General features: G+C 66.3%; 26 protein-coding genes. 8 read left to right on the forward strand and 18 right to left on the reverse strand.

Translation table 11 applies throughout. The features are described from left to right. Positions 1-214: 214 nt before the first annotated feature. The 5 genes from pheS to pyk form a co-directional block, all read right to left on the reverse strand. The gene (gene pheS / locus J5474_RS09035; RefSeq protein WP_209360577.1) at positions 215-1288 is read right to left on the reverse strand and encodes a phenylalanine--tRNA ligase subunit alpha; all 1074 of its coding nucleotides are present in this window, start codon (positions 1286-1288) and stop codon (positions 215-217) included. A 657-nt stretch (positions 1289-1945) separates the two neighbouring features. Then, positions 1946-2314, reverse strand: coding sequence for a 50S ribosomal protein L20 (gene rplT / locus J5474_RS09040; protein ID WP_209360578.1), 369 nt, complete (start codon positions 2312-2314; stop codon positions 1946-1948). A gap of 25 nt (positions 2315-2339) precedes the next feature. Then, positions 2340-2540 carry a 50S ribosomal protein L35 gene (rpmI, locus tag J5474_RS09045; protein ID WP_209360579.1) on the reverse strand — a complete coding sequence of 67 codons (201 nt, stop codon included), beginning with the start codon at positions 2538-2540 and terminating at the stop codon, positions 2340-2342. Between the two features lie 125 nt (positions 2541-2665). Continuing rightward, positions 2666-2890: a hypothetical protein gene (locus J5474_RS09050; protein ID WP_209360580.1), complete on the reverse strand. Its 225-nt coding sequence runs from the start codon at positions 2888-2890 to the stop codon at positions 2666-2668. Positions 2891-3016: 126 nt separating this feature from the next. After that, entirely contained in the window at positions 3017-4462 is a 1446-nt protein-coding gene (gene pyk / locus J5474_RS09055) for a pyruvate kinase (protein WP_209360581.1), read from the reverse strand. A gap of 187 nt (positions 4463-4649) precedes the next feature. On the opposite strand from pyk, the gene J5474_RS09060 reads away from it, so the two are divergent. Continuing rightward, positions 4650-5387, forward strand: coding sequence for an N-formylglutamate amidohydrolase (locus tag J5474_RS09060; protein ID WP_209360582.1), 738 nt, complete (start codon positions 4650-4652; stop codon positions 5385-5387). 45 nt (positions 5388-5432) lie between these two features. Beyond that, complete coding sequence (locus J5474_RS09065; RefSeq protein WP_209360583.1) at positions 5433-5747, forward strand: DUF1244 domain-containing protein; 315 nt, start codon at positions 5433-5435, stop codon at positions 5745-5747. A 75-nt stretch (positions 5748-5822) separates the two neighbouring features. Here the strand turns inward: J5474_RS09065 and J5474_RS09070 are convergent, their stop codons facing one another. Then, entirely contained in the window at positions 5823-6428 is a 606-nt protein-coding gene (locus J5474_RS09070; RefSeq protein ID WP_209360584.1) for a YqgE/AlgH family protein, read from the reverse strand. A 148-nt stretch (positions 6429-6576) separates the two neighbouring features. On the opposite strand from J5474_RS09070, the gene J5474_RS09075 reads away from it, so the two are divergent. Further along, the gene (locus tag J5474_RS09075) at positions 6577-7368 is read left to right on the forward strand and encodes a protein-disulfide reductase DsbD domain-containing protein (RefSeq protein WP_209360585.1); all 792 of its coding nucleotides are present in this window, start codon (positions 6577-6579) and stop codon (positions 7366-7368) included. 16 nt (positions 7369-7384) lie between these two features. On the opposite strand, the gene J5474_RS09080 is transcribed toward J5474_RS09075, so the two are convergent. From J5474_RS09080 to J5474_RS09105, 6 genes are all read right to left on the reverse strand, one after another. Continuing rightward, positions 7385-11080 (reverse strand): efflux RND transporter permease subunit, encoded by a 3696-nt coding sequence (locus J5474_RS09080; RefSeq protein WP_209360586.1) that lies wholly within the window; start codon positions 11078-11080, stop codon positions 7385-7387. A gap of 23 nt (positions 11081-11103) precedes the next feature. Beyond that, positions 11104-12567, reverse strand: coding sequence for an efflux RND transporter periplasmic adaptor subunit (locus tag J5474_RS09085; protein WP_209360587.1), 1464 nt, complete (start codon positions 12565-12567; stop codon positions 11104-11106). Positions 12568-12660: 93 nt separating this feature from the next. Beyond that, positions 12661-13203 (reverse strand): molybdenum cofactor biosynthesis protein B, encoded by a 543-nt coding sequence (moaB, locus tag J5474_RS09090; protein WP_209360588.1) that lies wholly within the window; start codon positions 13201-13203, stop codon positions 12661-12663. A 15-nt stretch (positions 13204-13218) separates the two neighbouring features. Further along, the gene (locus J5474_RS09095; protein ID WP_209360589.1) at positions 13219-13839 is read right to left on the reverse strand and encodes a hypothetical protein; all 621 of its coding nucleotides are present in this window, start codon (positions 13837-13839) and stop codon (positions 13219-13221) included. Beyond that, complete coding sequence (locus J5474_RS09100; protein ID WP_209360731.1) at positions 13836-14441, reverse strand: LysE family translocator; 606 nt, start codon at positions 14439-14441, stop codon at positions 13836-13838. The genes J5474_RS09095 and J5474_RS09100 overlap by 4 nt, the downstream gene beginning before the upstream one ends. Beyond that, the gene (locus J5474_RS09105; RefSeq protein WP_209360590.1) at positions 14441-15232 is read right to left on the reverse strand and encodes a uracil-DNA glycosylase; all 792 of its coding nucleotides are present in this window, start codon (positions 15230-15232) and stop codon (positions 14441-14443) included. Before J5474_RS09105 ends, J5474_RS09100 begins: the two co-directional genes overlap by 1 nt. Positions 15233-15382: 150 nt before the next feature. Between J5474_RS09105 and J5474_RS09110 the strand changes: the two genes are divergently transcribed. The 4 genes from J5474_RS09110 (at position 15383) to plsY (ending at position 19053) form a co-directional block, all read left to right on the forward strand. After that, positions 15383-16333: an aspartate carbamoyltransferase catalytic subunit gene (locus J5474_RS09110; RefSeq protein WP_209360591.1), complete on the forward strand. Its 951-nt coding sequence runs from the start codon at positions 15383-15385 to the stop codon at positions 16331-16333. Between the two features lie 57 nt (positions 16334-16390). After that, positions 16391-16927: an aspartate carbamoyltransferase catalytic subunit gene (locus J5474_RS09115; protein ID WP_209360592.1), complete on the forward strand. Its 537-nt coding sequence runs from the start codon at positions 16391-16393 to the stop codon at positions 16925-16927. 228 nt (positions 16928-17155) lie between these two features. After that, the gene (gene pyrC, locus J5474_RS09120) at positions 17156-18463 is read left to right on the forward strand and encodes a dihydroorotase (RefSeq protein ID WP_209360593.1); all 1308 of its coding nucleotides are present in this window, start codon (positions 17156-17158) and stop codon (positions 18461-18463) included. Positions 18464-18465: 2 nt separating this feature from the next. Further along, complete coding sequence (gene plsY / locus J5474_RS09125) at positions 18466-19053, forward strand: glycerol-3-phosphate 1-O-acyltransferase PlsY (protein ID WP_209360594.1); 588 nt, start codon at positions 18466-18468, stop codon at positions 19051-19053. Positions 19054-19144: 91 nt separating this feature from the next. Here the strand turns inward: plsY and J5474_RS09130 are convergent, their stop codons facing one another. Further along, positions 19145-19927 carry an alpha/beta fold hydrolase gene (locus J5474_RS09130; RefSeq protein ID WP_209360595.1) on the reverse strand — a complete coding sequence of 261 codons (783 nt, stop codon included), beginning with the start codon at positions 19925-19927 and terminating at the stop codon, positions 19145-19147. 23 nt (positions 19928-19950) lie between these two features. Continuing rightward, the gene (locus tag J5474_RS09135; protein WP_209360596.1) at positions 19951-20574 is read right to left on the reverse strand and encodes a 2-hydroxychromene-2-carboxylate isomerase; all 624 of its coding nucleotides are present in this window, start codon (positions 20572-20574) and stop codon (positions 19951-19953) included. A 114-nt stretch (positions 20575-20688) separates the two neighbouring features. On the opposite strand from J5474_RS09135, the gene J5474_RS09140 reads away from it, so the two are divergent. Then, positions 20689-21696 (forward strand): ribose-phosphate pyrophosphokinase, encoded by a 1008-nt coding sequence (locus J5474_RS09140; protein ID WP_209360597.1) that lies wholly within the window; start codon positions 20689-20691, stop codon positions 21694-21696. Positions 21697-21782: 86 nt separating this feature from the next. Here the strand turns inward: J5474_RS09140 and J5474_RS09145 are convergent, their stop codons facing one another. The 4 genes from J5474_RS09145 to J5474_RS09160 all read right to left on the reverse strand — a co-directional run bounded on the left by J5474_RS09145 (position 21783) and on the right by J5474_RS09160 (position 25183). Next, positions 21783-22133, reverse strand: coding sequence for an H-type lectin domain-containing protein (locus J5474_RS09145; RefSeq protein WP_209360598.1), 351 nt, complete (start codon positions 22131-22133; stop codon positions 21783-21785). A 180-nt stretch (positions 22134-22313) separates the two neighbouring features. Further along, positions 22314-22748: a F0F1 ATP synthase subunit epsilon gene (locus J5474_RS09150; RefSeq protein ID WP_209360599.1), complete on the reverse strand. Its 435-nt coding sequence runs from the start codon at positions 22746-22748 to the stop codon at positions 22314-22316. Positions 22749-22863: 115 nt separating this feature from the next. Next, complete coding sequence (atpD, locus tag J5474_RS09155) at positions 22864-24285, reverse strand: F0F1 ATP synthase subunit beta (RefSeq protein ID WP_209360600.1); 1422 nt, start codon at positions 24283-24285, stop codon at positions 22864-22866. A gap of 22 nt (positions 24286-24307) precedes the next feature. Continuing rightward, positions 24308-25183, reverse strand: a complete 876-nt coding sequence (locus J5474_RS09160; RefSeq protein WP_209360601.1) for a F0F1 ATP synthase subunit gamma — start codon at positions 25181-25183, stop codon at positions 24308-24310. Positions 25184-25192: the final 9 nt, after the last annotated feature.

Genomic DNA, 25192 nt, shown 5'->3' on the forward strand with positions numbered 1-25192 from the left:
TTACCGCAGCCCCTCTTTGAGGGAAAGGCCCGACCCCAGCTTCTTCTTGGTGCAAATACTCACTCTGAAACGGATGCGCCGGGCGGAAGGGCAGTTGGGGCGATGACCCCTCGGCCTGCGGCCTGCCCCCCGGAGGTATTTGATCTACGGAGAAACGCAAAAGGCGCGCAGGGGTCAAACCGCGGCGCGCCTTGAATGGGTCGGACGGGAGGCTTTAGCGGGACAGCCCGCCGTGCAGCGTCGGCACATCGAGGCTCGCAAACCCGTAGTGGCGCAGCCAGCGCAGGTCGCTGTCGAAGAAGGCGCGCAGGTCGGGGATGCCGTATTTCAGCATGGAGATCCGGTCGATGCCCATGCCGAAGGCGAAGCCCTGCCACTCGTCCGGGTTCACGCCCGCCGCCTGCAGGACCTTCGGGTGCACCATGCCGGAGCCCAGAACCTCGAGCCAGCCGTCGCCCTCGCCGATCTTCAGCTGACCGTCTTCCCAGGAACACTGGATATCGACCTCGGCAGAGGGCTCGGTGAAGGGGAAGTGCGAAGCGCGGAAGCGGGTCTTGATTCCGTCGATTTCGAAGAATGCGGAGAAGAATTCCTCCAGCACCCACTTGAGGTTCGCCATGGATATATCGCGGTCGATGGCGAGGCCTTCGACCTGGTGAAACATCGGCGTGTGCGTCTGGTCGTAGTCGGCGCGGTAAACGCGGCCCGGGGCGATGACCCGACAGGGCGCGCCGTTTTTCTCCATATGCCGGATCTGCACCGGGGAGGTGTGTGTGCGCAACACATGGGGCGCACGCTCGTCACCCTCGGCGCGGTGCATGTAGAAGGTATCCATCTCGGCGCGCGCGGGGTGGTGGCCGGGGATGTTCAGCGCATCGAAGTTGTACCAGTCGGTGTCGATCTGCGGGCCTTCCGCCACGGTAAAGCCCATCTCGGCGAAGATCGCGGTGATCTCCTCGGTAACCTGGCTGATCGGGTGGATCGTGCCCTGACGCATCGGCCGCGTGGGCAGCGTGACGTCCAGCCACTCGGTCTTGAGCCGTTCGTTCAGGGCGGCATCGGCCAGCGCGGCTTTCTTGGCAGCCAGCGCGGCATTGATCTCGTCTTTCAGCGCGTTCAGCGCGGGACCCGCCACCTGGCGTTCCTCGGGACTCATCTTGCCCAGTTCGCGCATCTTGAGGCTGATCTCGCCCTTCTTCCCGACGGCCTGCACGCGCAGGTCCTCGAGCGCGCCCTCCTCCGAGGCCCCCGCGATCAGTTCCAGATACTTGCCGCGTAGATCGTCCATGCCGCTCTCCTTTGGTCTTGGCTGCCTGTTAGCCGGGGCCGGGGTGGAGGGCAAGAGTGGAGGTAGGCATACGCCGCAAGGCCAGCCTTGATCGGGCCGGGTTTGGGCCGGGTTTGGGCCGGCTCCGGACAGAGCGGTCACAAGGGTCTTGAGCGTAAACGATGCGTAAGGCTTGCCGACAGGGATACAAGATATCGAAACCCGAGCACATCCACATGCCATTTGCTGCGCGGGTCTGGAAAGTGCTGCAGACCGACATCTATCCGACCGGCGGCAAAACCGGCTGGCTGGGGAGGGACAAAGATTACGGGCGTTCAGCCGAAAACGCTGGCGCTGGCAGGCATGGCGCGCGCCGCGGGACCGCCCATCCTGCTGTGCGGAGAGGCGGCGATATCGACCCAAAGATGTTATCCCGGCAACGATGGCGGCCGCCGACCCGCACGTCATAGTGGGCGATATGGCCGCTGTGCTGCCTCGACCCGGCGCGAACTCTGTGCCGCGGAGGGACTATACGCGGCGCCGGAAGCTCCGCACGCATCGCCGCCCCGGTTGCGAGCGCCCTGCCAGACTGATCCCCCCGACACGGCCCGCGAACCGACACAGCAAAAGGGCCGCCCCGGCGGGACGGCCCTTTGCTATTCGGTTGCCGAAAATGGCTTACGCCGCCTCCAGCGCGCCCTTGGCTTGTGCCACGATCGCGGCAAATGCGTCGGGCTCGTGCACGGCGAGATCCGCCAGAACCTTGCGGTCCACTTCGATCCCGGCCTTCGACAGGCCGTTGATGAAGCGCGAGTAGGTCAGCGTCTCGTCATTCAGACGAACGGCCGCGTTGATCCGCTGGATCCACAGGGCGCGGAACTGGCGCTTGCGGTTCTTGCGGTCACGGGTCTTGTACTGGTTCGCCTTGTCGACCGCCTGAGCCGCCACCTTGAAAGTGTTCTTGCGGCGGCCGTAGTAACCCTTGGCCTGGTCGGTGATCTTCTTGTGGCGCGCGTGAGTGACGGTACCGCCTTTGACTCGGGACATATCGTATCTCCTCTAGCTAGAGCGGTTAGCGGTCGTAGGGCATGTAGCCCTTGACGATCTTGGCGTCGGGGGCCGACAGGGTGGTCGTGCCGCGCGCGTCACGGATGAATTTCTTGTGGCGCTTGATCATGCCGTGGCGCTTGCCCGCCTGGCCTGCCATCACCTTGCCGGTCGCAGTGACCTTGAAGCGCTTCTTGGCGCTCGACTTCGTCTTCATCTTGGGCATTTCGGTACTCCGTTCTTGGCGCGACACGGCATGCCTAAGAAGGCCGGCCGCGCGGTTGGAGCGCGCCGTATACGGTGACTCGGAGTCTTTGACAAGGGGGCTTGGCCCGGCATCTGACCTGTCGGTCAGCGAAGCAGCGCACCGATCACCCCATAGACCACATCCGGCAATTGGTCGAGCCGATATCCCTCCGGTGCGCTGCGCTGCGCCCAGACGATCAGCGCGCAGCCTGTGAAGAGCAGGAGCGTGCCGGCGTAGGGCCTGCGCCGGTCGGACCACGCCGCGATCAGGGCCGGGATCGAAAACAACAGCGCCATCAAGCCCGCAACCACAGCCGTATCCGTGTCCATTCCGCAAGTCCCCCCTGTCCTGCCCCAGCTTTGCCCACCGGACGCGGCGGCGCAAACCCCCGTGAACACGCAAAGGGCAGGCTGTGGCGGGCCTGCCCTTCGCAAATCACCTCGGTCTTGGCGCGGTCACTCCGGATCGGTGCGGAAGATCAACCGTTCATCGCAGGGCGCCACGCGCAGGATGTTCGTGGTGCCCGCCTTGTTGAAGGGCACACCGGCGGTAACCACGATCTGGTCGGTTTCCATGGCATAACCCAGTTGACGTGCCGCACGCGCGGAATTGACCACCGCCTGCTTGAAACGCTCCAGCTCCCCCGCGATCACGCATTTCACGCCCCAATGCAGTGTCAGGCGCCGCGCCGTGCCCCGCTGAGGGGTCATGGCGATGATCGGCACGCGGGGACGTTCCCGCGCCACCAGCGCCGCCGTGGTGCCGGAGGAGGTGAAGCAGCAGATCGCCTTGATGTCCGTCGTCTCTGCGATCTCGCGGGCGGCGGCCACGATGCCGTCGGCCACGGTATGGCGCGCGGCGGAACGCGACGCCTCGATCACCGAGCGGTAGGTCGGGTCGCTCTCGACCGACTTGGCCACATTGTCCATCGTGGTCACGGCCTCGATGGGGTACTGCCCCGCCGCCGATTCGGCGGACAGCATGATCGCGTCGGCGCCCTCGTAGATCGCACCGGAAACGTCGGAAACCTCGGCCCGCGTGGGCATCGGGCTCTCGATCATCGATTCCAGCATCTGAGTGGCGACGATCACCGGTTTCGCCGCCGCGCGGCACTTGCGCACCAGACGCTTCTGGATCGGCGGAACGGAGTGCACCGGCAGTTCGACGCCCAGATCGCCGCGCGCCACCATGATACCGTCGGAGACTTCGAGAATGGCGTTGAAATGCTCAACTGCCGAAGGCTTTTCGATCTTCGCGAGGATTGCGGCGCGATCACCGGCCAGCTTGCGTGCCTCCTCCACGTCGTCGGGGCGCTGCACGAACGACAGCGCCAGCCAGTCGATACCCAGCCCGCAGGCGAATTCCAGGTCACGGCGATCCTTGTCCGACAGCGCCGCTACGGGCAGCACCACGTCGGGCACGTTCACGCCCTTGCGGTTGGAGATCGTACCGCCCGCTTCCACCGTGCAGGTGGCCTGATCCTTGGTGCAGTCGGTCACGCGCAGACGGATCTTTCCGTCGTTGACCAGCAGCGTCGCACCGGGCTCCAGCGCGGCGAAGATCTCCGGATGCGGCAGTTGCACGCGGGTGGCGTCACCGGGCGTCTCGTCGAGATCGAGCCGGAAGGTCGCACCCCACTCGAGTTCTTCGGAGCCATTGGCGAACTCCCCGACGCGCAGCTTCGGACCCTGCAGGTCCGCGAGAATGCCGATCGGGCTGTCGAGATCCTTTTCCACCTGCCGGATAATGCTGTGGCGCGCCTCGATGTCCTCGTGCGTGCCGTGCGACATGTTCAGGCGAAAGACATCGGCCCCCGCCTCGTGCAGGGCGCGAATCATCTCGTAGGTCGAGGACGCCGGGCCCAAGGTGGCCACGATCTTAACGTTGCGGTCGCGTTTCATAGGTCCCTGTCTTCCTCTCTGCCCACATCATTGCGGCCCCGTCCCCACAAGCGCGAAGTCGTTACCGCTAACACGCCGGGCTTATCGCTTATTTCGGTAGCACACGCAACGGAACAAGCGCGCATCGCCGTCCATTTCCATCCGCTTGCACATCACTTAAGTGTATCTGGCCAAGAATGACGAGACCATGACCTATCAGCCTTTCATTATCGAAGGGGAAACGCGCCCCAGCCGTTTTCTCGTGACCTGCGACCATGCCGCCAACACCGTGCCGCCGGATCTGGGCGGCACGCTGGGCCTGCCGGATCCCGATATGGCGCGGCACATCGCCTTTGATCCGGGCGCCGCGGGCGTGTCGCGCGCGCTGTCCGAAGCTCTGGACGCCCCGGTGATCCTGTCGAACTTCTCGCGGCTGGTGATCGACCCCAACCGGGGCGAGGACGATCCCACCGTACTGATGCGGCTCTATGACGGGTCGGTGATCCCGGGCAACCGCGAGGCCGGACCGGAGGAGAAGGCCCGCCGCATCGCGGCCTACCACCGCCCCTACCATGCGGCGCTGGCGCGGTTGGCCGCGCGCCATCCCGACACCGCGATCGTGGCGGTGCATTCCTTCACGCCACGCCTGCGCGGGCGGCGACCCCGACCGTGGCACATCGGCATCCTGCACGCCTGGGACGCGCGGCTTTCGGACCCGTTCCTACAAGCGCTGGAAGCAGAGCGGGACCTTATCGTGGCCCGCAACGAACCCTACCCCGGCCACCTGCCCGGTGATTCCATCGACCGTCACGCGCTGAAGCACGGCCGCCCGAACACGCTGATCGAGTTGCGTCAGGACCTGATCGAAACGCCCGAGCAGCAGCACGAATGGGCGCGGCGCATGGCCCCGATGCTGAACGAGGCCCTGACGCAGGTTCAGGACTGAACCCAGGACGCCCCCGGAGCGGGGCACAGAGAGGAGACCACGAAGATGGACGACCAGACCCGTATCGAACTCGAAGCCGCCGCCTTCCGCCGTCTGCGCAAGCACCTGATGGACGATCGCGCCGACGTGCAGAACATTGATCTGATGAACCTCGCGGGTTTTTGCCGCAACTGCCTGAGCCGCTGGTACATGGAAGCCGCGCAGGAGCGTGGGCTGGAAATGGGCAAGGACGAGGCGCGCGAGATCTTCTACGGCATGCCCTACGACGCCTGGAAGGCGCAAAGCCAGACCGAGGCGGCGCCAGAAAAACAGGCCGCCTTCGAAAAGGCCTTCAAGGAAAACGTCACCGACAAGTCGTAAAGCCCGCCCGAGCCAGCGGGGGCGCAGGCCATCCGAGGGCGGGCAGCGCGTGATGACGCAGGGGCGGACGGCCGGTCAGGCCCGGCCGCCCTCGCTCGACAACATCATCGGGCTGACCCCCATGCTGGCCAGCGCCGCTTCCCATTTGTCCCCGTCGGCCACGTCAAAGATCAGCGCCGGCGAGGCCTCGCACACCAGCCAGGCGTTCTCCGCGATCTCGGCCTCCAGCTGCCCTGGCCCCCAGCCCGCATAGCCCAGCATCATCAGCCAGCGCGCCGGACCCTTGCCCTGCCCGAGGTCCTCCAGGATATCGAGCGTCGCCGTCATGTGCAGGTCGTCGGTCACGTCCAACGTCGTCACCACGGAGGCATAGTCCGGCCCGTGCAAAACGAAACCGCGCCCCATTTCCACCGGACCGCCGAACCGCACCCGCTGCCCTTCCAGGCGTGCCGGGTTGTCGATGTCCAGCTGGCTCAGCAAGACGCCGATATCGATCTCCGGAGCAGGCTTGTTGATGATCAGTCCCATGGCACCCTCGTCCGAGTGGTCGCACAGGAACACCACGCCCCACTCGAATCGCGGATCGCCCATGCCCGGCATGGCGATCAGCAGCTTGCCTGTCAGCTTGCCCGTCAGGGTCTCTGTCTTCTTGCCACCCTCTGCGCTAGCCTGTTCTGCCATGAATGCCTCACCTCGTTCCTCTCACCATGCGCCAGCCCCGGCGCATGTGCAAGAACGTGGCCCCTGCGCAACTCCGGACAACCCGTCACACGATGTTTCACCGCAAGGTGACTTCCATTTCACGCACTTCCGGCCCATCTCTGGTGCCATGAAAACGCTGCTTGCCTCTTTGCTCCTGACCCTCCCCTCGCTTGCTCAGGCGGGCGATTACGACGGTATGGTGCGCGCGTCGCTCCTGCCCGGCTGGCGGTTGCCCAACGGCGATCACATGGCCGCGCTGCGGCTTGAACTGGCCGACGGCTGGAAAACCTACTGGCGCACGCCAGGCGATGCGGGCATCCCGCCCAGCTTCGACTGGCGCGCCTCCGGCAACCTCGAGGGCGTTTTTGTCAGTTGGCCCAGCCCGGACGTGTTCTGGCAATCGGGGATGCGCTCTGTGGGTTACAAACACGAGGTGACCCTGCCGCTGCGCCTTAGACTGCGCGACGGCCACCGCGATGCGGAATTGCACGGCGTGATCGACATCGGCATCTGCAAGGACGTCTGCCTGCCGCAGCGGCTGGAGGTTTCGGCCACCCTGCCCGCCAGCGGTGCAAAGCCCGACCCCCGCATCGCCGCGGCAATGGCGGACCTGCCCTATGGGGCGGAGGACGCCGGCGTGACCTCGGTCGACTGCGAGATCGGACCGGCGCAGCGCGGCCTCGGCCTCAGCGTTGCGATTGATCTTCCTGGCGCCACGGGACAGGAGGAAACGGTGATCGAATTCCGCGATCCCGAACTGTGGGTTGCGGACCCGGAAACCTCGGTACGGAACGGCCAGCTGGTGGCAAAGACCCGCATCCGCCACATGGCAAATCCCGCCTTCGCGCTCGACCGCTCTGCCATGACGCTCACCGTCCTCGGCGGGCGCATCCCGGTGGAAATTCGCGGCTGCGACTAGGCGCGACCTACCGCACCTACCGCGGCGCGCGGGAATGCCCGGCGCGCCTGCCCAAGGCCACCGAAACCGCCGCCACGGCGTAGAGCACCAGCACAAGCACCAGCGCCCCCGCAAGGAACAGCCCCAGCGCAGCCGCTTCTTCGCCGCCGCCCAGCGCGGCCGGCAGCCTGCCTGCGACCGCCACCCAGCCCAGCGTCACCGCCAGCCAGCCAACAGCCGCCAGCGTGCCGCCAACCAGCATGGCGCGCACCGGCGCGGTGCGGAATCGCCAGCCCTTCTTCAGCGCGCCCCATGCCTGTCCCACATCGTGCTGCACCGCCACCAGAGAGGGCACCACCAGAAGCACCAGAACCATGCCAAAGCCGAGACCGTAGACCAGCGTCACCACCGTGGGCTTCAGGAATTGCGCGTCCGCAGAGCGTTCATAGAGCAGCGGAGCCAATCCCAGAACCGTCGTCGCCGTAGTGAGAAACACTGCCCGCAGCCGGTCCGCCGCGCCGTCGATGATGGCCGGGATCAGCCCCCGGTCGCGCCCGTACTCGTCGATCTGCGTTACCAGCACGATGGAATCGTTGATGATGATCCCGGTCATGCCAAGCAATCCGACCACGGTGAACATGCTCGCCGGGATTTCCCACAGCCAGTGGCCAAAGATGGCACCGACCAGACCGAAGGGAATGATCGCCATGACAACCAGCGGTCGCGTCCAGCTGGCAAAAACCCACGACAGCACGAGGTAGATCCCCAGCAGCACCATCATCAGTCCCAGCTTCGCATCGTCGAGGAACCGGTCCTCCTGCTCGCTCAGGCCCGACATGCGCCAGTCCACCTGCCGGGTGTTGGCAATGCGCGGCAGGATCGCCTGCTCCAGCGCGGTCATGATCTCCGTCGCGCGCGCCGGATCGTCCTCCGAAATATCGCCGGTCACGGAAATCAGGCGGATGCCGTTCTCCCGCCGCACCGTGGAGAATCCCGAGCGCGTCTCCACCCGCACGATATCGGCCAGTGCGACGTATTCCCCGCCCGGCGTGCGCAACATCATCCGCTCAAGGAAATCCGCCGTCAGCTCTCCGGGCGGCAGTTCCACCCGGATCGTGGCGGAGCGCGCGCCGACGGGATAGCTCGCTGCCTCGATCCCGCCCAGCCGGTTGCGCAGCACGCGCCCCAGCCCGTCGATGTCAAAACCCAGCGCCTGCCCCTGCGGCGTCAGCTCGAGGATCAGTTCCGCCTTGTCGTAGCTGAGGTTGTCCTCCACGGCCGACACCTCCGGGAACTGCGCCACGGCGGCCTTCAGATCCTCGGCGGCGGCCTTCAGCGTCCCCGCATCGGCACCGTAGAACTGCACGTCGAGCGCGTCGCCCCCCGGCCCCGACCGCCAGCCACGAAAGGAGATCTCCTCCACCAGAGGATGCTTTTTCACCCTGTCCTGCAATTCGCCCACGAAGGCGAAGGAGGAATAGGGCCTCAGGTCCGCCTCTATCAGCTCGATGGAGATACCGCCAAGCTGGTCTGCGTCCTTGGTATCCGCCCCCGCCAGTCCGCGCCCGGAATTGCCGCCGATCTCTGCCATGACATAGGCCAGCGGGTTAAGGCCGTAACGGTCTTCGTATTCGCGGCCAAGCTCGTCGGTGGTCTGCTGCAGAAGGCGCGTCTGCTCCAGCGTGTCGGCGCGCTTTGCCCCCGGTGCCATGGCGAAGTTGCCGGTGACAGAGCCGCGCTCCGGCGAATTGAAGAACCGCCACTGCACCGCGCCGTCGATGAAAAGCACCGCAACCGAGGCCAGCGCCAGAACCGCCGCCGCCAACACCACGTAACGCGCCCGGATGACCAGCGCCATGACGGGGCGGAACAGCCCCTCGCGCAGCGCACGGAAGCCCCGGTTCACCGTGCGCGAGGCCGAATCGATCCCCATGTCCGACAGTGCCGTCAGTTCCGCCGTGCGGCGCTCCGGCGCCATGCCCCGCAGGCGCAGCAGCAACGCGCCCACCACGGCGACCGCCAGCCCCAACGCACCCTGCCAGCCAAGTCCCAGCAACCAGCCACGCGCTTCGATGGCCCGGTCGTGCAGGCCCGCGACCCACGCCGGGCTGTCCCCGAAAGTGGCCCACGTGCCGTTCAGTGCGCCCGGCAGTGACAACAGAGCCAGCACCGCCAGCACGACCGCCAGCATCCCCACCAGTGCCTCCCCGATCAGACCCAGCCCTGCGCGCCATGCACGGAACCCCGCCGCCCCGCGCGGCTTCAGTGCATGCGCCATATGGCTTGGCAGGATGAAGAAGCACTCCACCAGCGAGGCAATCAGCACCGTGATGACGGTAAAGGGGATATCCGCGATCATGTCGCCGAACCGGCCGCTGATCGCGGTCAGTCCGAAGAAGGCGATGACGGTGGTCAGCGTGGCGGAGAACACCGGCAATGCCATGCGCTGCGCCGACCGTTCCGCCGCCTCGAAGGGCCCGAGGCCCCGTCGTGCCAGCGAATCCGCGTGTTCGCCTACCACGATGGCGTCATCCACCACGATGCCCAGCGTGATGATCAACGCAAACAGCGAGATCATGTTGATCGTCAACCCGCCCACGTACATCAGCGCGATGGCCGCCAGAAGCGAGGTCGGGATGCCCGCCGCCACCCAGAAAGCGGTCTTCGTGTTCAGGAACAGGAACAGCAGCCCCACGACCAGCACCAGCCCCATAAGTGCATTGTCCGTCAGCAGGTTGAGCCGCCCGGTGATCGCCTCTGACCGGGTGCGGATCAGGTCGATGGTCACGCCCTCGGGGAGCGAGGCCTGATAGTCGGCGGCGACCTCCTCCACCTGCTTCTGGATGGCGATGGCGTCGCCCTTGTCGGACCGGTCCACCCGCACGCTGATCGCCGCGTTGGGCCCGACGAAGTAACCGCGTTCGCGGTCGACCCCCTCCTCCCGGACGCGGGCCACATCGCCCACCGTCAGCTTCGTCCCGTCAGCCCGCGCCCGCAGGCTGATTTCCGCGATGTCCTCGGCGCTTCGTTTCTCGACACCCGTCCGGACCCGCGCCCCGGCGCCGTCGACCTCGCCCGCCGGGTCGGCGTCGACCTCTGCCGCAATGGCCGCAGCGATCTCCGCCATGGTCACGTCGTGCTCGATCAGCGTGGCCGTCGGAACCTCCACCACCACCCGTGGCGCGGCAATGCCCTGGATCGTGGTGCGCGTCACGCCGTCGGCGAACAGTCGCGCCACGAATTCATCGGCAAAGCGCGCCAGCTGGTCGACGCCCACCGGCCCGGTGATGACCACATCCGTCACCCGATCGCGCCAACCGCCCCGCCGGACCGAAGGCGCGTCCGCCTCTTCTGGAAGGCCGGATGCCGAATCGACCGCTTGCTGCACCTCATCGGCGGCGCGGCCCATGTCCCAGCCCGGCTCGAACGTCAGGTCGATGGAGGCCCGCCCCTCGCGCGAGCTGCTCTCGGAGCTTTCCACCCCCTCGACCGCCAGAAGCGCCGGTTCCAGAACCTGCACGATAGCGGCGTCCACGTCCTCCGCGCCCGCCCCGTCCCAACTGACCGAAACCGACAGATCGTCCACGATCACGTCCGGAAAGAACTGCGCCCGCATGTTCGGCACCGCCAGCAGGCCCGCCGCCAGCAGGATCACGAAGATCAGGTTCGACACCGTGGGGTGCCGGGTGAAGTAGGACAGTAATCCGCCGACCTTCGTTACGTCCCGCGCCATGCGCTTCTCCCCCGGTTACGACCTCAGCCGCCCATCCGCTGTTCGATCCGGGCCACCACCTCGGCGGGGACCATGTCCTGCTGCAGCTGCGCCAGAACGCGGGTCTTGGCCTCTGGCGGCATCCGATTGTTGCCCTCGACGAAGGCGACCAACCTTGCCCGGCGCTCCTCGGAGAGCGCGACCATATCCGGCGCGGGCTCCTGACCGCGGGCTTTGGCGCCCTCTGCCCGGATAGGCGCCACCTTGATCCCCGCGCCCAGCAGCGGCGTGCGCTCCGCAACCACCTCCCGCCCTCTGAGACCCGGCGCGCGCACCAGCACCGTGTCGCCCTGCCGCCGCTCCAGCGTGACCGCGACGACCTCCAGCCGTTGGTCCTCGTCAAGCGCCAGCACCGTGTTGTCCGCCCCTAGCGCCGTGGCCGGCAGTCGTGCCACACGGTCCAGCGCGGGCTCCTCGATCTCCACCGTGACAAAATCGCCGGGCTTGAAACCGTGGGCCGCGCCCAGCGTGGCAAACAGCAGCCGCCCGGTCTGCCCTTCGCCGACCGACGCGCTTTCCCTCGAAAGCTGCCCCGTGGCCTGCAAAGCCGTGCCGTAGCCATCCATCTTCACCGCCACCTTCGCGGGTCGCAGCCCCTCCGGCCCGATAAGTCGCGCGTACTGCGAGGTAGAAACCCGGAACGCCACCTCGAGCGCGTCCGGGTCCACCAGCTGCGCCAGTTGTTCGTTCTGCGACACCAGCCGCCCCGCCACCACCGAAACGCCTGTCAGAGTGCCGGAGAAGGCGGCGCGGATCTCCGTATCGGCCAGCCGTCGCGCGGCCTCGTCGCGGGCGATTTCTGCACGGCGCTGCGCAGTCTTTGCCTGATCGATGCGCGCCTCGGCCGTGGCCACCGCCTGCCGCTGGTTCAGCACCGCCTGCCGCGCCGAGGACAACGCCAGTTCCGCCGTCTCCACCGTCGCCTCAGACCCCACACGCCGCACCAGCAGGTCCTTTGCCCGCTGCAGGGCTTGCTCGCGCAGGCGCACCTGATCCTCCGCCGCCACCAGTTCGTCGCGGGCGATGCCGATCGCGCGGCCGGCCTCGCGGCCCTCCGCCTGCGCGTCCATGAGGTCGCTTTCAGCGCGGTCCAGCGCGGCCTGCGCCTCCACCGGGTCGATGCGCGCCAGAAGCTGGCTGTCCGTCACCCGGCCGCCCTCCACGAACTCCGGTGCGAGGTCGATCAGCGCGCCCGAAGACGCCGCGCGCAGTTCCAGCGTCCGGCTGCTCTGCACTTCGCCGAAAACCGACAGGATCGGCACCACGCTGCCCGTTTCCACCGTGACGGTGTTGACGCTGAAGACGCGCTCCTGGGCGGGGCGACGGCGCGGTTCTTCGTTCATTCTTGCCTGAACTGCGTCGCGCACCATCAGACCCGCCCAGGCCAGCAGCCCGAGCGTCAAGGCAAACAGGAAGAGCCCCGTCAGGCTCTTGCGAAGAAACCGCATGCACTCACTCCATCGGCGCACCGAGCACGCCCGAATTTTACCGGCAATGCCTTGGCCCGGCAATTGATCTACGCAGTGATACGCCGCAGCGGATCACTTCCGTCGCTGGTGTTCGTCCAGACGCGGAAATATTTCGACGAAATTGCAGGGGCGGTGGCGGTAATCCAGCTGCCACTTCAGGATTTCGTCCCAGGCATCCTTGCAGGCCCCAGTGCTGCCGGGCAGTGCGAACAGGTAGGTGCCGCCCGCCACGCCCCCGGTGGCGCGGCTCTGCACGGCACTGGTGCCGATCTTCTGGAAGGAAACCATGGTAAAGACCGTGCCGAATGCGTCGATTTCCTTTTCGTAGACGTCGCGATGCGCCTCCACCGTCACATCGCGCCCCGTCAGCCCGGTACCGCCGGTCGAGATCACCACATCCACCTCCGGGTCAGCGATCCACGTCCGCAATTGCACCGAGATCTCCGCGCGTTCGTCCTTCACGATCTTGCGATCCGCCAGATGATGGCCCGCTTCCGTCAGACGCTGCACCAGCGTGTCACCGGATCGGTCTTCGGCCAGCCCGCGCGTATCGCTCACCGTCAGCACCGCGATTCGGACCGGGATAAATTCCTTGCTCTCGTCGATACGGGACATGGCTTGCGGTTCCTTTCAAAGGCAGGGTTGCGACACCGGCAATCTCGGCACGGCGAGCGCCTTGTCAAGCACGGGTGCGAAGGCCTCCGAGGCCAGCGCTCCGGCAAAGCCCTGCAGCCCCGCGTCCGGCGCGCCGCAGGCCCTCGGTGCAATATCCTCCTGCCATCGGGCCAACCGCGCCTCGAGCCACTCTTCGGCGTCGGCCGGATCGCGCTCCGGCACGCCATTTGCCAGCACGAAACGGGTGATCCGCCGCAGGCGTGTCTCCAGCATGGCGGCCTCGGCCTTTGGCGGGGTCCAGGGGCAGCTGCGCCCCATGGCGACCAGTTCGAAATAAAGGTCGAAAAGACAGCCCACCGCGCCGTCGCCGGTGGCGTCGATGCCGGTATAGGTCACCTCCCCGTTGGGGCCGATCAGGCGCCGCAGCTCGATCCCCGGCGGCACCGCCAGCAGGTCCACAGCCCGCCCGTCGATTTCGCCCCCCGGCACGATCTCCGGCTCATGCTCGGCAAAGACCGCAGCGTAGTCGACCGTCTGCGCCTCCGCCTCCATGCCCCAGCAGACCGGTCCCCAGCAAAACGAACCCAACCCGACCAGCAGCGCCGTCAGCCGTATGCGATCCCGCCCGGGCCTCACGCCGCCAGCCGCAGCGCCAGCCCGCCGAACAGCGTGCCGCAGGCGTAGCGCAGCCCCCGCTCCGTCCGCGTGCCGCCTTGCAGATGCCGCCGCAGCCGCCCCGCGAACTGCCCAACAAGACCGTTTACCACAAGCCCGCCCGCGCTCATCATCGCGCCGAGGATCAGGAACTGCGCCAGCACCGGCCCCTCCGGGTTCACGAATTGCGGCACGAAGGCCAGAACGAAGAGGATGAACTTCGGGTTCGTCAGGTTGACGACAAATCCCTGCCTTGCAGCGCGCACAGGCGACAGCGGCGGTGCGTCGACCCCGGCGAGCGGTGTGCGAAAGGTCTTCCACGCGATGAAGGCGAGGTAGGCCGCCCCCGCCCAGCGGATCACGTCAAAGGCGCCGGGCAGCGCCGCCACCAGTGCGCCCAGCCCCAACCCCGCCACCGCGACGTGCAGCATCCCGCTCGAGGCCACGCCCGCCGAGGCCGCCCATCCGCAGCGCGGTCCGCCCCGCAGTCCCTGCGCCATGCAGAACAGCATGTCCGGGCCAGGGGTGATGTTCAGCGCAAGCCCCGCCGGCAGGAATGCCAGCAGCATCACGGGATCGACAATCATTTCGCCTTCCCTCCGGTGAGTTTCGCTTGAAGGTCCAGAAGGTCCGCCCAGGCCTCACGCTTGGCGATGGGCGTGCGCAACAGGTATGCCGGGTGGAACATGGGCAGCGCAGGCTTCCCCAACGCCTCTGTCCAGCGGCCGCGCAGCCGGGTGATCCCGCGCTTTCCCAGCATCGTCTGACAGGAGATATTGCCCATCACCACCAGCACCTCCGGCGCGGCCAGTTCGACGTGGCGCCGCAGGAACGGCAGCATCATGGCGATTTCCTCCGCCGAGGGGTCGCGGTTCTGCGGCGGCCGCCACGGCATGACGTTGGTGATGTAGACCGACTCCGCCCGGCTCAGCCCGATCGCCGCCAGCATCCGGTCCAGCAACTGCCCCGCACGCCCGACAAAGGGCTTGCCCTGCTGATCCTCGTCCCGCCCCGGCGCCTCGCCCACGATCATCACCCGCGACCCCGGCACCCCGTCGGAAAACACGAGGTTGCGCGCGCCGCGCTTCAACTCGCAGTGGTCAAACGCCGACAGCGCCGCCTGCAGACTGTCCAGCGTACCTGCCGCCCGTGCCACGGCCTCCGCCTCGGCCACCGGATCGATCTCCGGCTCCCGCGCCACAGGCACCGACGCCGCCGCGCCCGTACCGCGCCGACGCGATTCCCGTGCGGCCTTCGCCTCGACCTCCAGCGCAAAGCGATCCACAGGCCCCTCCGAGATCACCTCGAAGACGCCCATCTCGATCTGCCATTCCAGTGCCGCCCGCGCCGCGTGCCAGTCCAGTGCCGATTCCATGGAAACCATCCTACGCTGCCGTCGGGCAAAGGAAAATCACCCCTGCTTCTCCGTGATGCAAATACTCATCTTCCGCCCGCCGCCACCCCGCACTTGCCCCGCCGCCCCGGCGCCAATAAACACATTGCGTCATCACACGAGGACCGACCCATGCGCTTCGACCAACGCCACCTGCTGGGGATCGAACCCCTGCGGCCCGAAGAGATCACCACGATTCTCGACCTCGCGGACCGTTACGTGGCGCTTGGCCGGTCCCGTGACAAGCACGCGCAGTCGCTGGCGGGCCTCACCCAGATCAACATGTTCTTCGAAAACTCCACCCGCACGCAGGCGTCCTTCGAACTGGCGGGAAAACGCCTTGGGGCGGACGTGATGAACATGGCAATGCAGGCGTCCTCCATCAAGAAGGGCGAAACCCTGATCGACACCGCGCTGACGCTGAACGCCATGCACCCCGACCTTCTGGTGGTGCGCCACCCGCAGTCGGGCGCCGTCGACCTGCTGGCGCAGAAGGTCAACTGCGCCGTCATCAACGCGGGCGACGGGCGGCACGAACACCCCACTCAGGCGCTGCTGGATGCGCTGACCATCCGCCGCGCCAAGGGCCGCCTGCACCGGCTCACGATTGCCATCTGCGGCGACGTGGCCCACAGCCGCGTGGCGCGCTCCAACCTGCTGCTGCTGCACAAGATGGAAAACCGCATCCGCCTCGTCGGCCCCGCCACGCTGATGCCCGCCGGGATCGACGATTTCGGCGCCGAGGTTTACGACGACATGCGCGAAGGCCTGCGCGATGCCGATGTGGTCATGATGCTGCGCCTGCAGAAGGAGCGGATGGACGGCGGCTTCATTCCGTCCGAGCGCGAGTATTACCATCGCTACGGTCTCGACGCCGACAAACTGTCCCATGCAAAGGACGACGCCATCGTCATGCACCCCGGCCCGATGAACCGGGGGGTGGAGATCGACGGCACCATCGCCGACGACATCAACCGGTCCGTCATTCAGGATCAGGTGGAAATGGGTGTTGCCGTGCGCATGGCCGCGATGGACCTGCTCGCGCGCAACCTGCGCGCCAACCCCAAGACCCTGAGCGCCTGATCCCCCCGCCGCATTCGCCGCATATTCCAGCAGATCATTCACCCTCCGAGAGGCCCCATGACCCAGGTCCAGATCAACGGCTCCGATACCTCCACGGTGCATCTGCTCCACCTCGATCTGCCGCCGCGTGCCATCGAACGCTTCACCGCCATGGCGGGCACCGGGGAATGGCCTCTGAAATACGGGCTGGGCGCCGCGAAACTTTCTCCCGCCTTTGTCGAGACGATCGACCTGCGTGACCTCGGCGCGATGACACTTTCGCAATACCTCGCAGAGGCCTACGACCTGCCGCCGAAGGCGCTGGCAGCGGACAAGGCCCGTGTGGATGCCCTGCAAGGTCACGTGGTCGTCCTGCCGCCGCAGGCATTCGAAAACACCTCCCAGCAGCTGAACGTCAACACGCCACTCTCTTACATTGGCGGTTGGTCCGCCGCGACCGGCAAGAGCCGCTCCGCCAACCTTCGTGCCCGCAGCGCCGCGGGCCAGGGCGCAGGCGGCCCTCCCTCCGCCATGGGCAACCTGTCAAAACCGATCCTCATAGCCATCATCGCGCTGGTGGCGGTGGCAGGTGCGGTGCTGGCTCTGGTACTCTGAGAACGCCGCCCGCAGCGCATCCCGAACAGCTGCCCCTGGCCCTTGCGGGCCAGGGGCAGCGCCCGCTCCTTCACCAAAACCGCCCAACGTGCCGCGCCCAACCGGCGCGCGTCACGTGCGCTCCCCCTGTGGCACGCATCTCGCGCGCCGCCGCTGCCTCACCTGCGGGTTCCCCCGCCCGGTGATATGGCTTAGAGGATGGGTAAAACCGCCCCGGACCGGATCGCCATGACCTCCACTCTTTTCACCAATGCCCGCCTGATCGACCCCGAAGGCGATACCGTCACCTCCGGCGCGATCCTCGTCGAACACGGCAAAATCAGGGAAATCTTGACGCAAGCCGCTGAATTATCAAAACTTGCACTGACAGCTGCCAACTCCGACAGCGTCCGGATCGTCGATTGCGGCGGCAAATGCCTTGCCCCCGGCATTGTCGATATCGGCGTGAAGGTGGGCGAACCCGGCGAACGCCACAAGGAATCCTACGGCACTGCCGGGCAGGCAGCGGCGGCAGGCGGTGTCACCACCATGGTCACCCGCCCCGATACCAACCCCGCAATCGATACACCCGAGACGCTCGATTTCATCCGCCGCCGCGCCGCCGACGAGGCCCGCGTCAATGTGCTGCCCATGGCCGCCCTGACAAAGGGCCGCGAGGGGCGGGAGATGACCGAAATCGGCTTCCTCATGGATGCGGGCGCCGTGGCCTTCACCGACGGCGACCATGTGGTGACCGATACAAAGGTCCTCTCCCGTGCCATGACCTATGCCCGCAGCCTGGGCGCGCTGGTCATCGGTCACCCGCAGGATCCGGGCCTGTCCGCCGGGGCCGTGGCCACCTCCGGAAAATTCGCCTCCCTGCGCGGCCTGCCCGCCGTTTCTCCCATGGCGGAGCGCATGGGCCTCGACCGCGACATCGCGCTGGTCGAAATGACGGGCGCCCGATACCACGCCGACCAGATCACCGCCGCCCGCGCCCTGCCCGCACTGGAACGCGCCAAGGCCAATGGTTTTGATGTCACGGCGGGCACCTCCATGCACCACCTGACGCTGAACGAAATGGACCTCGCGGACTATCGTACCTTCTTCAAGGTAAAGCCGCCGCTGCGGTCCGAGGAAGACCGCAAGGCGCTGGTAGAGGCCGTCCGTTCGGGCCTCATTGACATCATCGGCTCCTTCCACACGCCACAGGACGAGGAAAGCAAACGCCTCCCCTTCGAGGAGGCCGCCGCCGGTGCCGTGGGGCTTGAAACCATGCTGCCGGTGCTCCTGCGCCTGACCCACGCGGAGGAGCTCTCCCTGCCCTGCCTGTTCCGCGCGCTCTCGCTGAACCCCGCCAAACGCCTCGGTCTGGCCTGCGGGCGGCTGGCAGCGGGTGCGCCTGCCGATCTCGTGCTCTTTGACCCGGACAAACCGGTGGTCATCGACCGTTTCAAGCTGCGCTCGAAGTCCAAGAACACCCCTTTTGACGGCGCCCGCCTTCAAGGCAAGGTGCTGGGCACCTGGGTTGCCGGTCAACGCGTCTACGAGGCCTGAGCATGACCCACCTTCTCTGGACCATCCTTGGCTACCTCGCGGGCTCCATCCCCTTTGGCGTGCTGGTAACACGGGCGCTGAACCTTGGCGATTTGCGGACCATCGGGTCCGGCAATATCGGCGCCACCAACGTACTGCGCACCGGCAACAAGACGGCCGCCCTGGCGACCCTTCTGCTGGATGGTGGCAAGGGCGCGGTTGCCGTACTGCTGGCGCGCTGGTTCACCGGAGACGATAGCGCGGCGCAGCTGGCCGGACTTGCCGCCATGGCCGGGCACTGCTTCCCCATCTGGCTGAAGTTCAGGGGTGGCAAGGGCGTGGCCACCTTCCTCGGCACGATGCTGGCACTGGCATGGCCGATCGGCCTTCTGTGCTGCGCCACGTGGCTCGCCGCTTTCTACCTTTCAAAAATATCTTCGGTGGGTGCGATCGCCGCTGTCGCCTCCGTGGCGCCATGGACGCTGGTTTTCGGCCGCACGGACCTGACGATCACCGCGCTGCTGCTGACCTTCATCGTGCTTTTTCGCCACCGGGAGAACATTGTCCGCTTGCATGCGGGCACCGAACCGAAGGTGGGCAAGAAGACATGAGGCCTTCGCGCTGTTGATGCAGCACCGCGCGCACTTGCGGTGCCTCCAGAGGCGGGGAGGCGCTGCCTCCCCTCACCCCTCCGGAGTATTTCTACCGATAAGAAGCAGACGCATCCTCGAGGACCGGCTGGCACGCAGCAGCGACCTGTGGTGCGTGGCTGATCAGAACCATGTGCCCCGCATCCGGGATAACCGTTTCGACGGCCTGCGGGAGGCGGGACATCAGGCCCCTGTGCACCTCTGCGATGATCGGGACCGTCTCCGCACCCCGGATCAGCCGGACGGGGCATCGCAGGCCCTCCGGCCCGCCCGGACGAAGCATGCCTGCCCGGTCGCCCCAGAGGCTCGGCTCTGTCGCCACGACGAAAGGCATCTGCGCCGCCATGGCTTCCTGAACCTTGGGATCGAAGCTGGTCCACGGCACGCCGCCGCCCCAAATGCGGTTGAACTCCTGCGCGGCGGCAGGGGGGGCACCCGTTTCGTAAATCGCGAAAAATTCCGCCTCGGTGGCCCTGTGCGCCCGTTTCACCGCGCCATCGGGCGCGGCGGCGAAAAAGACCGGCTCGATCAGCGTCAGCGATAGCGCGCGGTCCGGCGCTTCCAGCGCCAGCCGCAGGGCAAGCGTCGCGCCAAAGCTGTGGCCGATCAGGTGCATGGGGCGGTCGAAAAGCGGGCGCAGCGCGTTCGTGGCCGCGTCATGTACGTCCTGCCCTTTCGGGAAGGGCGCGCTGCGGCCATGTCCCGGCAGATCCGGCGCGGTGATCGCCAGATCCGGCAGGTGCCCTGCCAGCGCCCGCCACATGCCTGACTGCCCCAGCCCGCAGTGCAGGGCAAGCGCGGGTGTACCGCCATCGCCTAGCCGCCTGACGTGCAAGCCTGACTCCGCCTGCTGTACCGTCACAGCCTGCCGCCGAGATACGCGTCGAGGTCGTCCAGCCGGTCGCGGCCCCAGAACATCTGCGGTCCGGCTTCATCGGCGTCGCACACCCAGAAGGGCGCGCCAAAGACACTCGCCTCCACCGCCTGCTCCAGGTTGCGGGCGTAGGTCTCCGCCCCCGAGAGCATCCCGGTAAAGGTCAGCCCGCGGTCAAAGCCTGCTGCCTCGAGGCATTCCCCGATCACTGCATCGTCGGCGATGTCCTTCTGTTCCGCCCAGCAGGCCCGAAGCAGCGAGAAGGATAGCCTGGCAAGATCGCCGGTGCCATCCTTGCGATGCGCCTCCTGCGCGGCGATCAGGGCATAGGACGCGGGGGCCGCGTTGGCGGGAAAGAACATCGGCTTGGCATGATAGGGCAGCCCGGTCTTCTTCGAGGTCCGCTCCAGCTCCTGCAGGCGGTAGGCCTGCCGCGCCGGGTGGCGGTCCTTCAGCGCCACGCCGCCTGTGCGTTGGAACAGCGCCGCGATGTCGAGCGGCTTGTAGACCAGTTCGGCCCCATGCGCCGCGCAGACCTCCGCCACGCGCGTTCCGGTGAAGTAGCAGTACGGTGAAATCACCGAGAGATAGTAATCGACCCGCGCCATATGCCGCGCCTCCCCTTCCATAGCTGGCAGAGCACCCTAGGCCCGTGTTAACGGGGGCGCAACACGTCACGAATCCGTCATCCCCCCTGTCGGACCCTTGCCACGGAGCTGCCCATGCCCACCGTCGTCGAACCCAAACTGATCGCCGGCAATGCCAACCGCCCCCTCGCCCAGGCCATTGCCCGCCGCATGTCGCTGTATCGCGGCATGTCCGTGGGGCTCGTGGATGCCCGCGTGGAGCGGTTCAACGACCAGGAGATCTTTGTCGAGGTCTACGAAAACGTCCGCGGTGAGGACATGTTCATCATCCAGCCGACCTCCAACCCGGCGAACGACAACCTGATGGAGCTGCTGATCATGGCCGATGCGCTGCGTCGGTCGTCGGCCTCGCGCATCACCGCCGTGATCCCCTACTTCGGCTATGCCCGTCAGGATCGCCGCACCAAGGCGCGCACCCCGATCAGCGCCAAGCTGGTGGCCAACATGATGGTCACGGCGGGCATCGAGCGGATCCTGACGCTGGACCTGCACGCGGCGCAGATCCAGGGCTTCTTCGACATTCCCGTGGACAACCTCTACGCCTCGCCGATTTTCGCGCTGGATATCGAACGGCAGTTCGGCGATCTCTCCGACGTTCTGGTGATCTCGCCGGACGTGGGCGGCGTGGCCCGTGCGCGGGAACTTGCCAAACGGATCAACGCCCCGCTCGCCATCGTCGACAAGCGCCGCGAGAAGCCGGGTGAAATCGCTGAGATGACCGTGATCGGCGACGTTACCGGCAAGAAATGCATCATCGTCGATGACATGTGCGATACGGCGGGCACGCTGTGCAAGGCGGCGGAGGTCATCATGGGCCATGGCGCGACCGAGGTGCACGCCTATATCAGCCACGGCGTCATGTCCGGCCCGGCGGTGGAGCGTATCACCAAGTCCGTCCTGAAGACGCTGGTGCTGACCGATTCCATCCAGCCCACCGAAGCCGTTTCGAGCGCGCCCAACATCCGCATCCTGCCCACCGCGCCGATGTTCGCGCAGTCGATCCTGAACATCTGGAACGGTACTTCCGTGTCGTCGCTGTTCGAGACCGAAACGCTTGGCCCGATCTACGAAGGCATTCTCTGACGCCTGTCGGGAACACGCCCGATCCGGAAGAACACCAAAGGGGCCCACGGGCCCCTTTCTGCTGCGCCAAAGCTGTCAGGCGAGGATCAACGCAGATCCCAGTCGTCCTCGGACTTCACCTCTCCGATCGCCATCCAGTTCATCCGCGCACGGGCAACCCGGCTGTCGGCCCACGTCCGGAACACCAGCTCGAACCCCCACTCCGTGACCTTATCGGCGCCAATGTCCGCGCGGAGGTTGGCGCTTTGATCCATGTCCCAAAGTGACACCCCCACCTGAACCACGGGGCGGGATTTGAAGGGTTCAGCGAAGACCACAGCCTTGCGCCGCTCCCGCGTGCCGCTGCCGGTCCACATCTCGCCACCATCCTCAAAGTCGGAGAAGACCTCCTCGTCGCCCTGCTCGATCCCCAGCGTCGCGCCACTGAACTTGCGCATGTCCTCTCTTTCGCTTTTTCAGTGCTATAGCGGCAAACGCGCCCGGAATCACTCTGAAATTTTACCCGCTCCTGCGACCGGCCCGGTCGTCCGGGCCGACCGGGGCGGACCGACCGGCGCGGACCGACAAAGAAAAACCCCGCCCAGTGGGCGGGGTTCTTCCGAAACCTGTCGTACCGCTCAGAGCGAGGGTTGCATCGGATCGAGCCCGATATGCGTGCCCACGGCCACCATGTCCTGCAGCAGCTTCGCCGCATCGTCCACCGGGCCGGGCTCGTTCACAAAGGCTGCCTTGGTCTGCTGGTAGGCCTCATGGGCCTCCGCGACCAGCGCCTCGTAGGTCTTCTGATCCACGTCCGCCTTCGGCAGTGCCTTCTCCGCCAGGACGGAGATGGTCTCGCCGATCTCGGCGAAACCGCCGGTCACGACGAACTGCTCGGGGCCCTTGGTGGTTTCCACCGTCAGGATACCGGGGCGCAGCGTGGTGATGGTCGGCGCGTGGTTCGGCATGGCGGTCATGTCGCCATCCGCACCGGGGATCTGCACCGAGGTGACCTGTGCCGACAGGAGCTTGCGCTCCGGCGACACCAGGTCGAATTGCATCGTGTCTGCCATGATCTTCTCCTATCGGAGGAACCGCCCCGCCCCGATTCCCCTCCCGACCGCCAAGCCTGCCTTTCGGGCAACACCTGGTAGTCGGGAGGGAACCGGGGCGGGAGATCGGCCCTGATTACGCGGCGTCTGCGGCCAGTTTCTCGGCCTTGGCGATCACCTCATCGATGCCGCCGACCATGTAGAAGGCGCCTTCGGGCAGGTGGTCGTATTCGCCGGCGACAACCGCCTTGAACGACTTGATCGTGTCCTCCAGCGGAACCTGAACACCGTCAGAACCCGTGAAGACCTTCGCCACGTCGAACGGCTGCGACAGGAAGCGCTGGATCTTCCGGGCACGGGCCACGGTCAGCTTGTCCTCTTCGGACAGTTCGTCCATCCCGAGGATGGCGATGATGTCCTGGAGCGACTTGTAGCGCTGCAGGATACCCTGCACGTCGCGCGCCACCTGGTAATGCTCTTCGCCGACAATCTGCGGGTCCATCAGACGCGAGGACGAGTCGAGCGGGTCAACGGCCGGGTAGATGCCCAGTTCCGAGATCGCACGGTTGAGAACCGTGGTCGCGTCGAGGTGGGCAAAGGTCGTTGCCGGTGCCGGGTCGGTAAGGTCGTCGGCCGGAACGTAGACGGCCTGGATCGAGGTGATCGAGCCATTCTTCGTCGAGGTGATGCGTTCCTGCATCGCGCCCATGTCGGTCGCCAGCGTCGGCTGGTAGCCCACGGCGGACGGGATACGGCCGAGAAGTGCGGACACCTCGGAACCGGCCTGGGTGAAGCGGAAGATGTTGTCCACGAAGAACAGAACGTCGGACCCGGAGGTGTCGCGGAACTGCTCCGCCAGTGTCAGGCCGGTCAGGGCAACACGCGCACGCGCACCCGGAGGCTCGTTCATCTGGCCGTATACAAGCGCCACCTGGGACTCTTCCAGGTTGTCGGGCTTGATGACGTTGGATTCGATCATCTCGTGGTACAGGTCGTTGCCTTCACGGGTCCGCTCGCCAACACCGGCAAACACGGAGTAGCCCGAGTGCACCTTTGCGATGTTGTTGATCAGTTCCATGATCAGAACCGTCTTGCCGACGCCGGCACCGCCGAACAGGCCGATCTTGCCACCCTTGGAATAGGGCGCCAGCAGGTCGATGACCTTGATGCCGGTCACGAGGACTTCGGATTCGGTGGACTGCTCGGAAAACTCCGGCGCGGCCGCGTGAATCGGGCGGTACTCGGTCGCCTCGAGCGGTGCGCCTTCGTCCACGGGCTCGCCCACGACGTTCAGGATGCGGCCCAGGGTGGCCGGACCGACGGGCACGGAGATCGGTGCGCCGGTGTCGGCCACTTCCTGACCGCGGACCAGACCTTCGGTCGCGTCCATCGCGATGGTGCGGACGGTGTTTTCGCCGAGGTGCTGAGCCACTTCCAGAACCAGCGTCTTGCCCTGGTTCTCGGTGTTCAGCGCGTTCAGAATTGCCGGCAGGTGGCCGTCGAACTGGACGTCGACCACGGCGCCAATCACCTGGGTGATCTTGCCTTGTGCTGTCATTGGTTTGTCTCCGGGTTCTTCCTCAGAGCGCCTCGGCGCCCGAAATGATTTCAATCAGCTCGTTGGTGATGACGGCCTGACGCGAACGGTTGTACTCGATGGTCAGCTTGTCGATCATCTCGCCCGCGTTGCGCGTGGCGTTGTCCATCGCCGACATGCGTGCACCCTGCTCGGATGCGCCGTTCTCGAGCAACGCGGCAAAGATCTGCGTCGCCACCCCACGGGGGAGCAGGTCGGCAAGGATCGTTTCCTCGTCCGGCTCGTAGTCGTACAGCGTGGTTGCCTCGTCCGTCTCGGGGGCCCCGTAAGAGGCCGGGATCACCTGCAGGGCCGTCGGGTCCTGGCTGATGACCGAGTTGAACTTCGCAAAGAAGATCGTCGCCACATCGAATTCGCCGGCGTCGAAACGTCCCAGCACATCGCGGGCGATGTCCTGCGCGTTGCCGTAGCCGATGCGCTTGACCTCGGAGAGGTCGATATGCCCCACGAAGAGGGAGGCGTAATCGCGCTTCAGCTGCTCGCGGCCCTTCTTGCCGACCGTCAGGATCTTCACGGTCTTGCCCGCGCCCTGAAGTGCCGCAATCCGGGTCTTGGCCAGCTTGACGATGTTCGAGTTGAAGCCGCCGCACAGGCCCCGCTCCGCGGTCATCACCACGAGCAGATGCACGTCGTCCTTGCCGGTCCCCGCCAAAAGGCGGGGAGCGCTGTCACTTGTTCCGACCGAGGCGGCCAGCGACGCCATCACCGCGTTGAAGCGCTCCGCGTAGGGGCGGGCCGCTTCGGCCGCATCCTGGGCGCGGCGCAGTTTTGCTGCCGCGACCATCTGCATGGCCTTGGTGATCTTGCGGGTCGATTTGACCGACGCGATCCTGTTTTTGAGGTCCTTGAGATTGGGCATCGGATGATC

Source organism: Sagittula salina (assembly GCF_017813235.1).
In the GTDB taxonomy this organism is placed as follows: Bacteria; Pseudomonadota; Alphaproteobacteria; order Rhodobacterales; family Rhodobacteraceae; genus Sagittula; species Sagittula salina.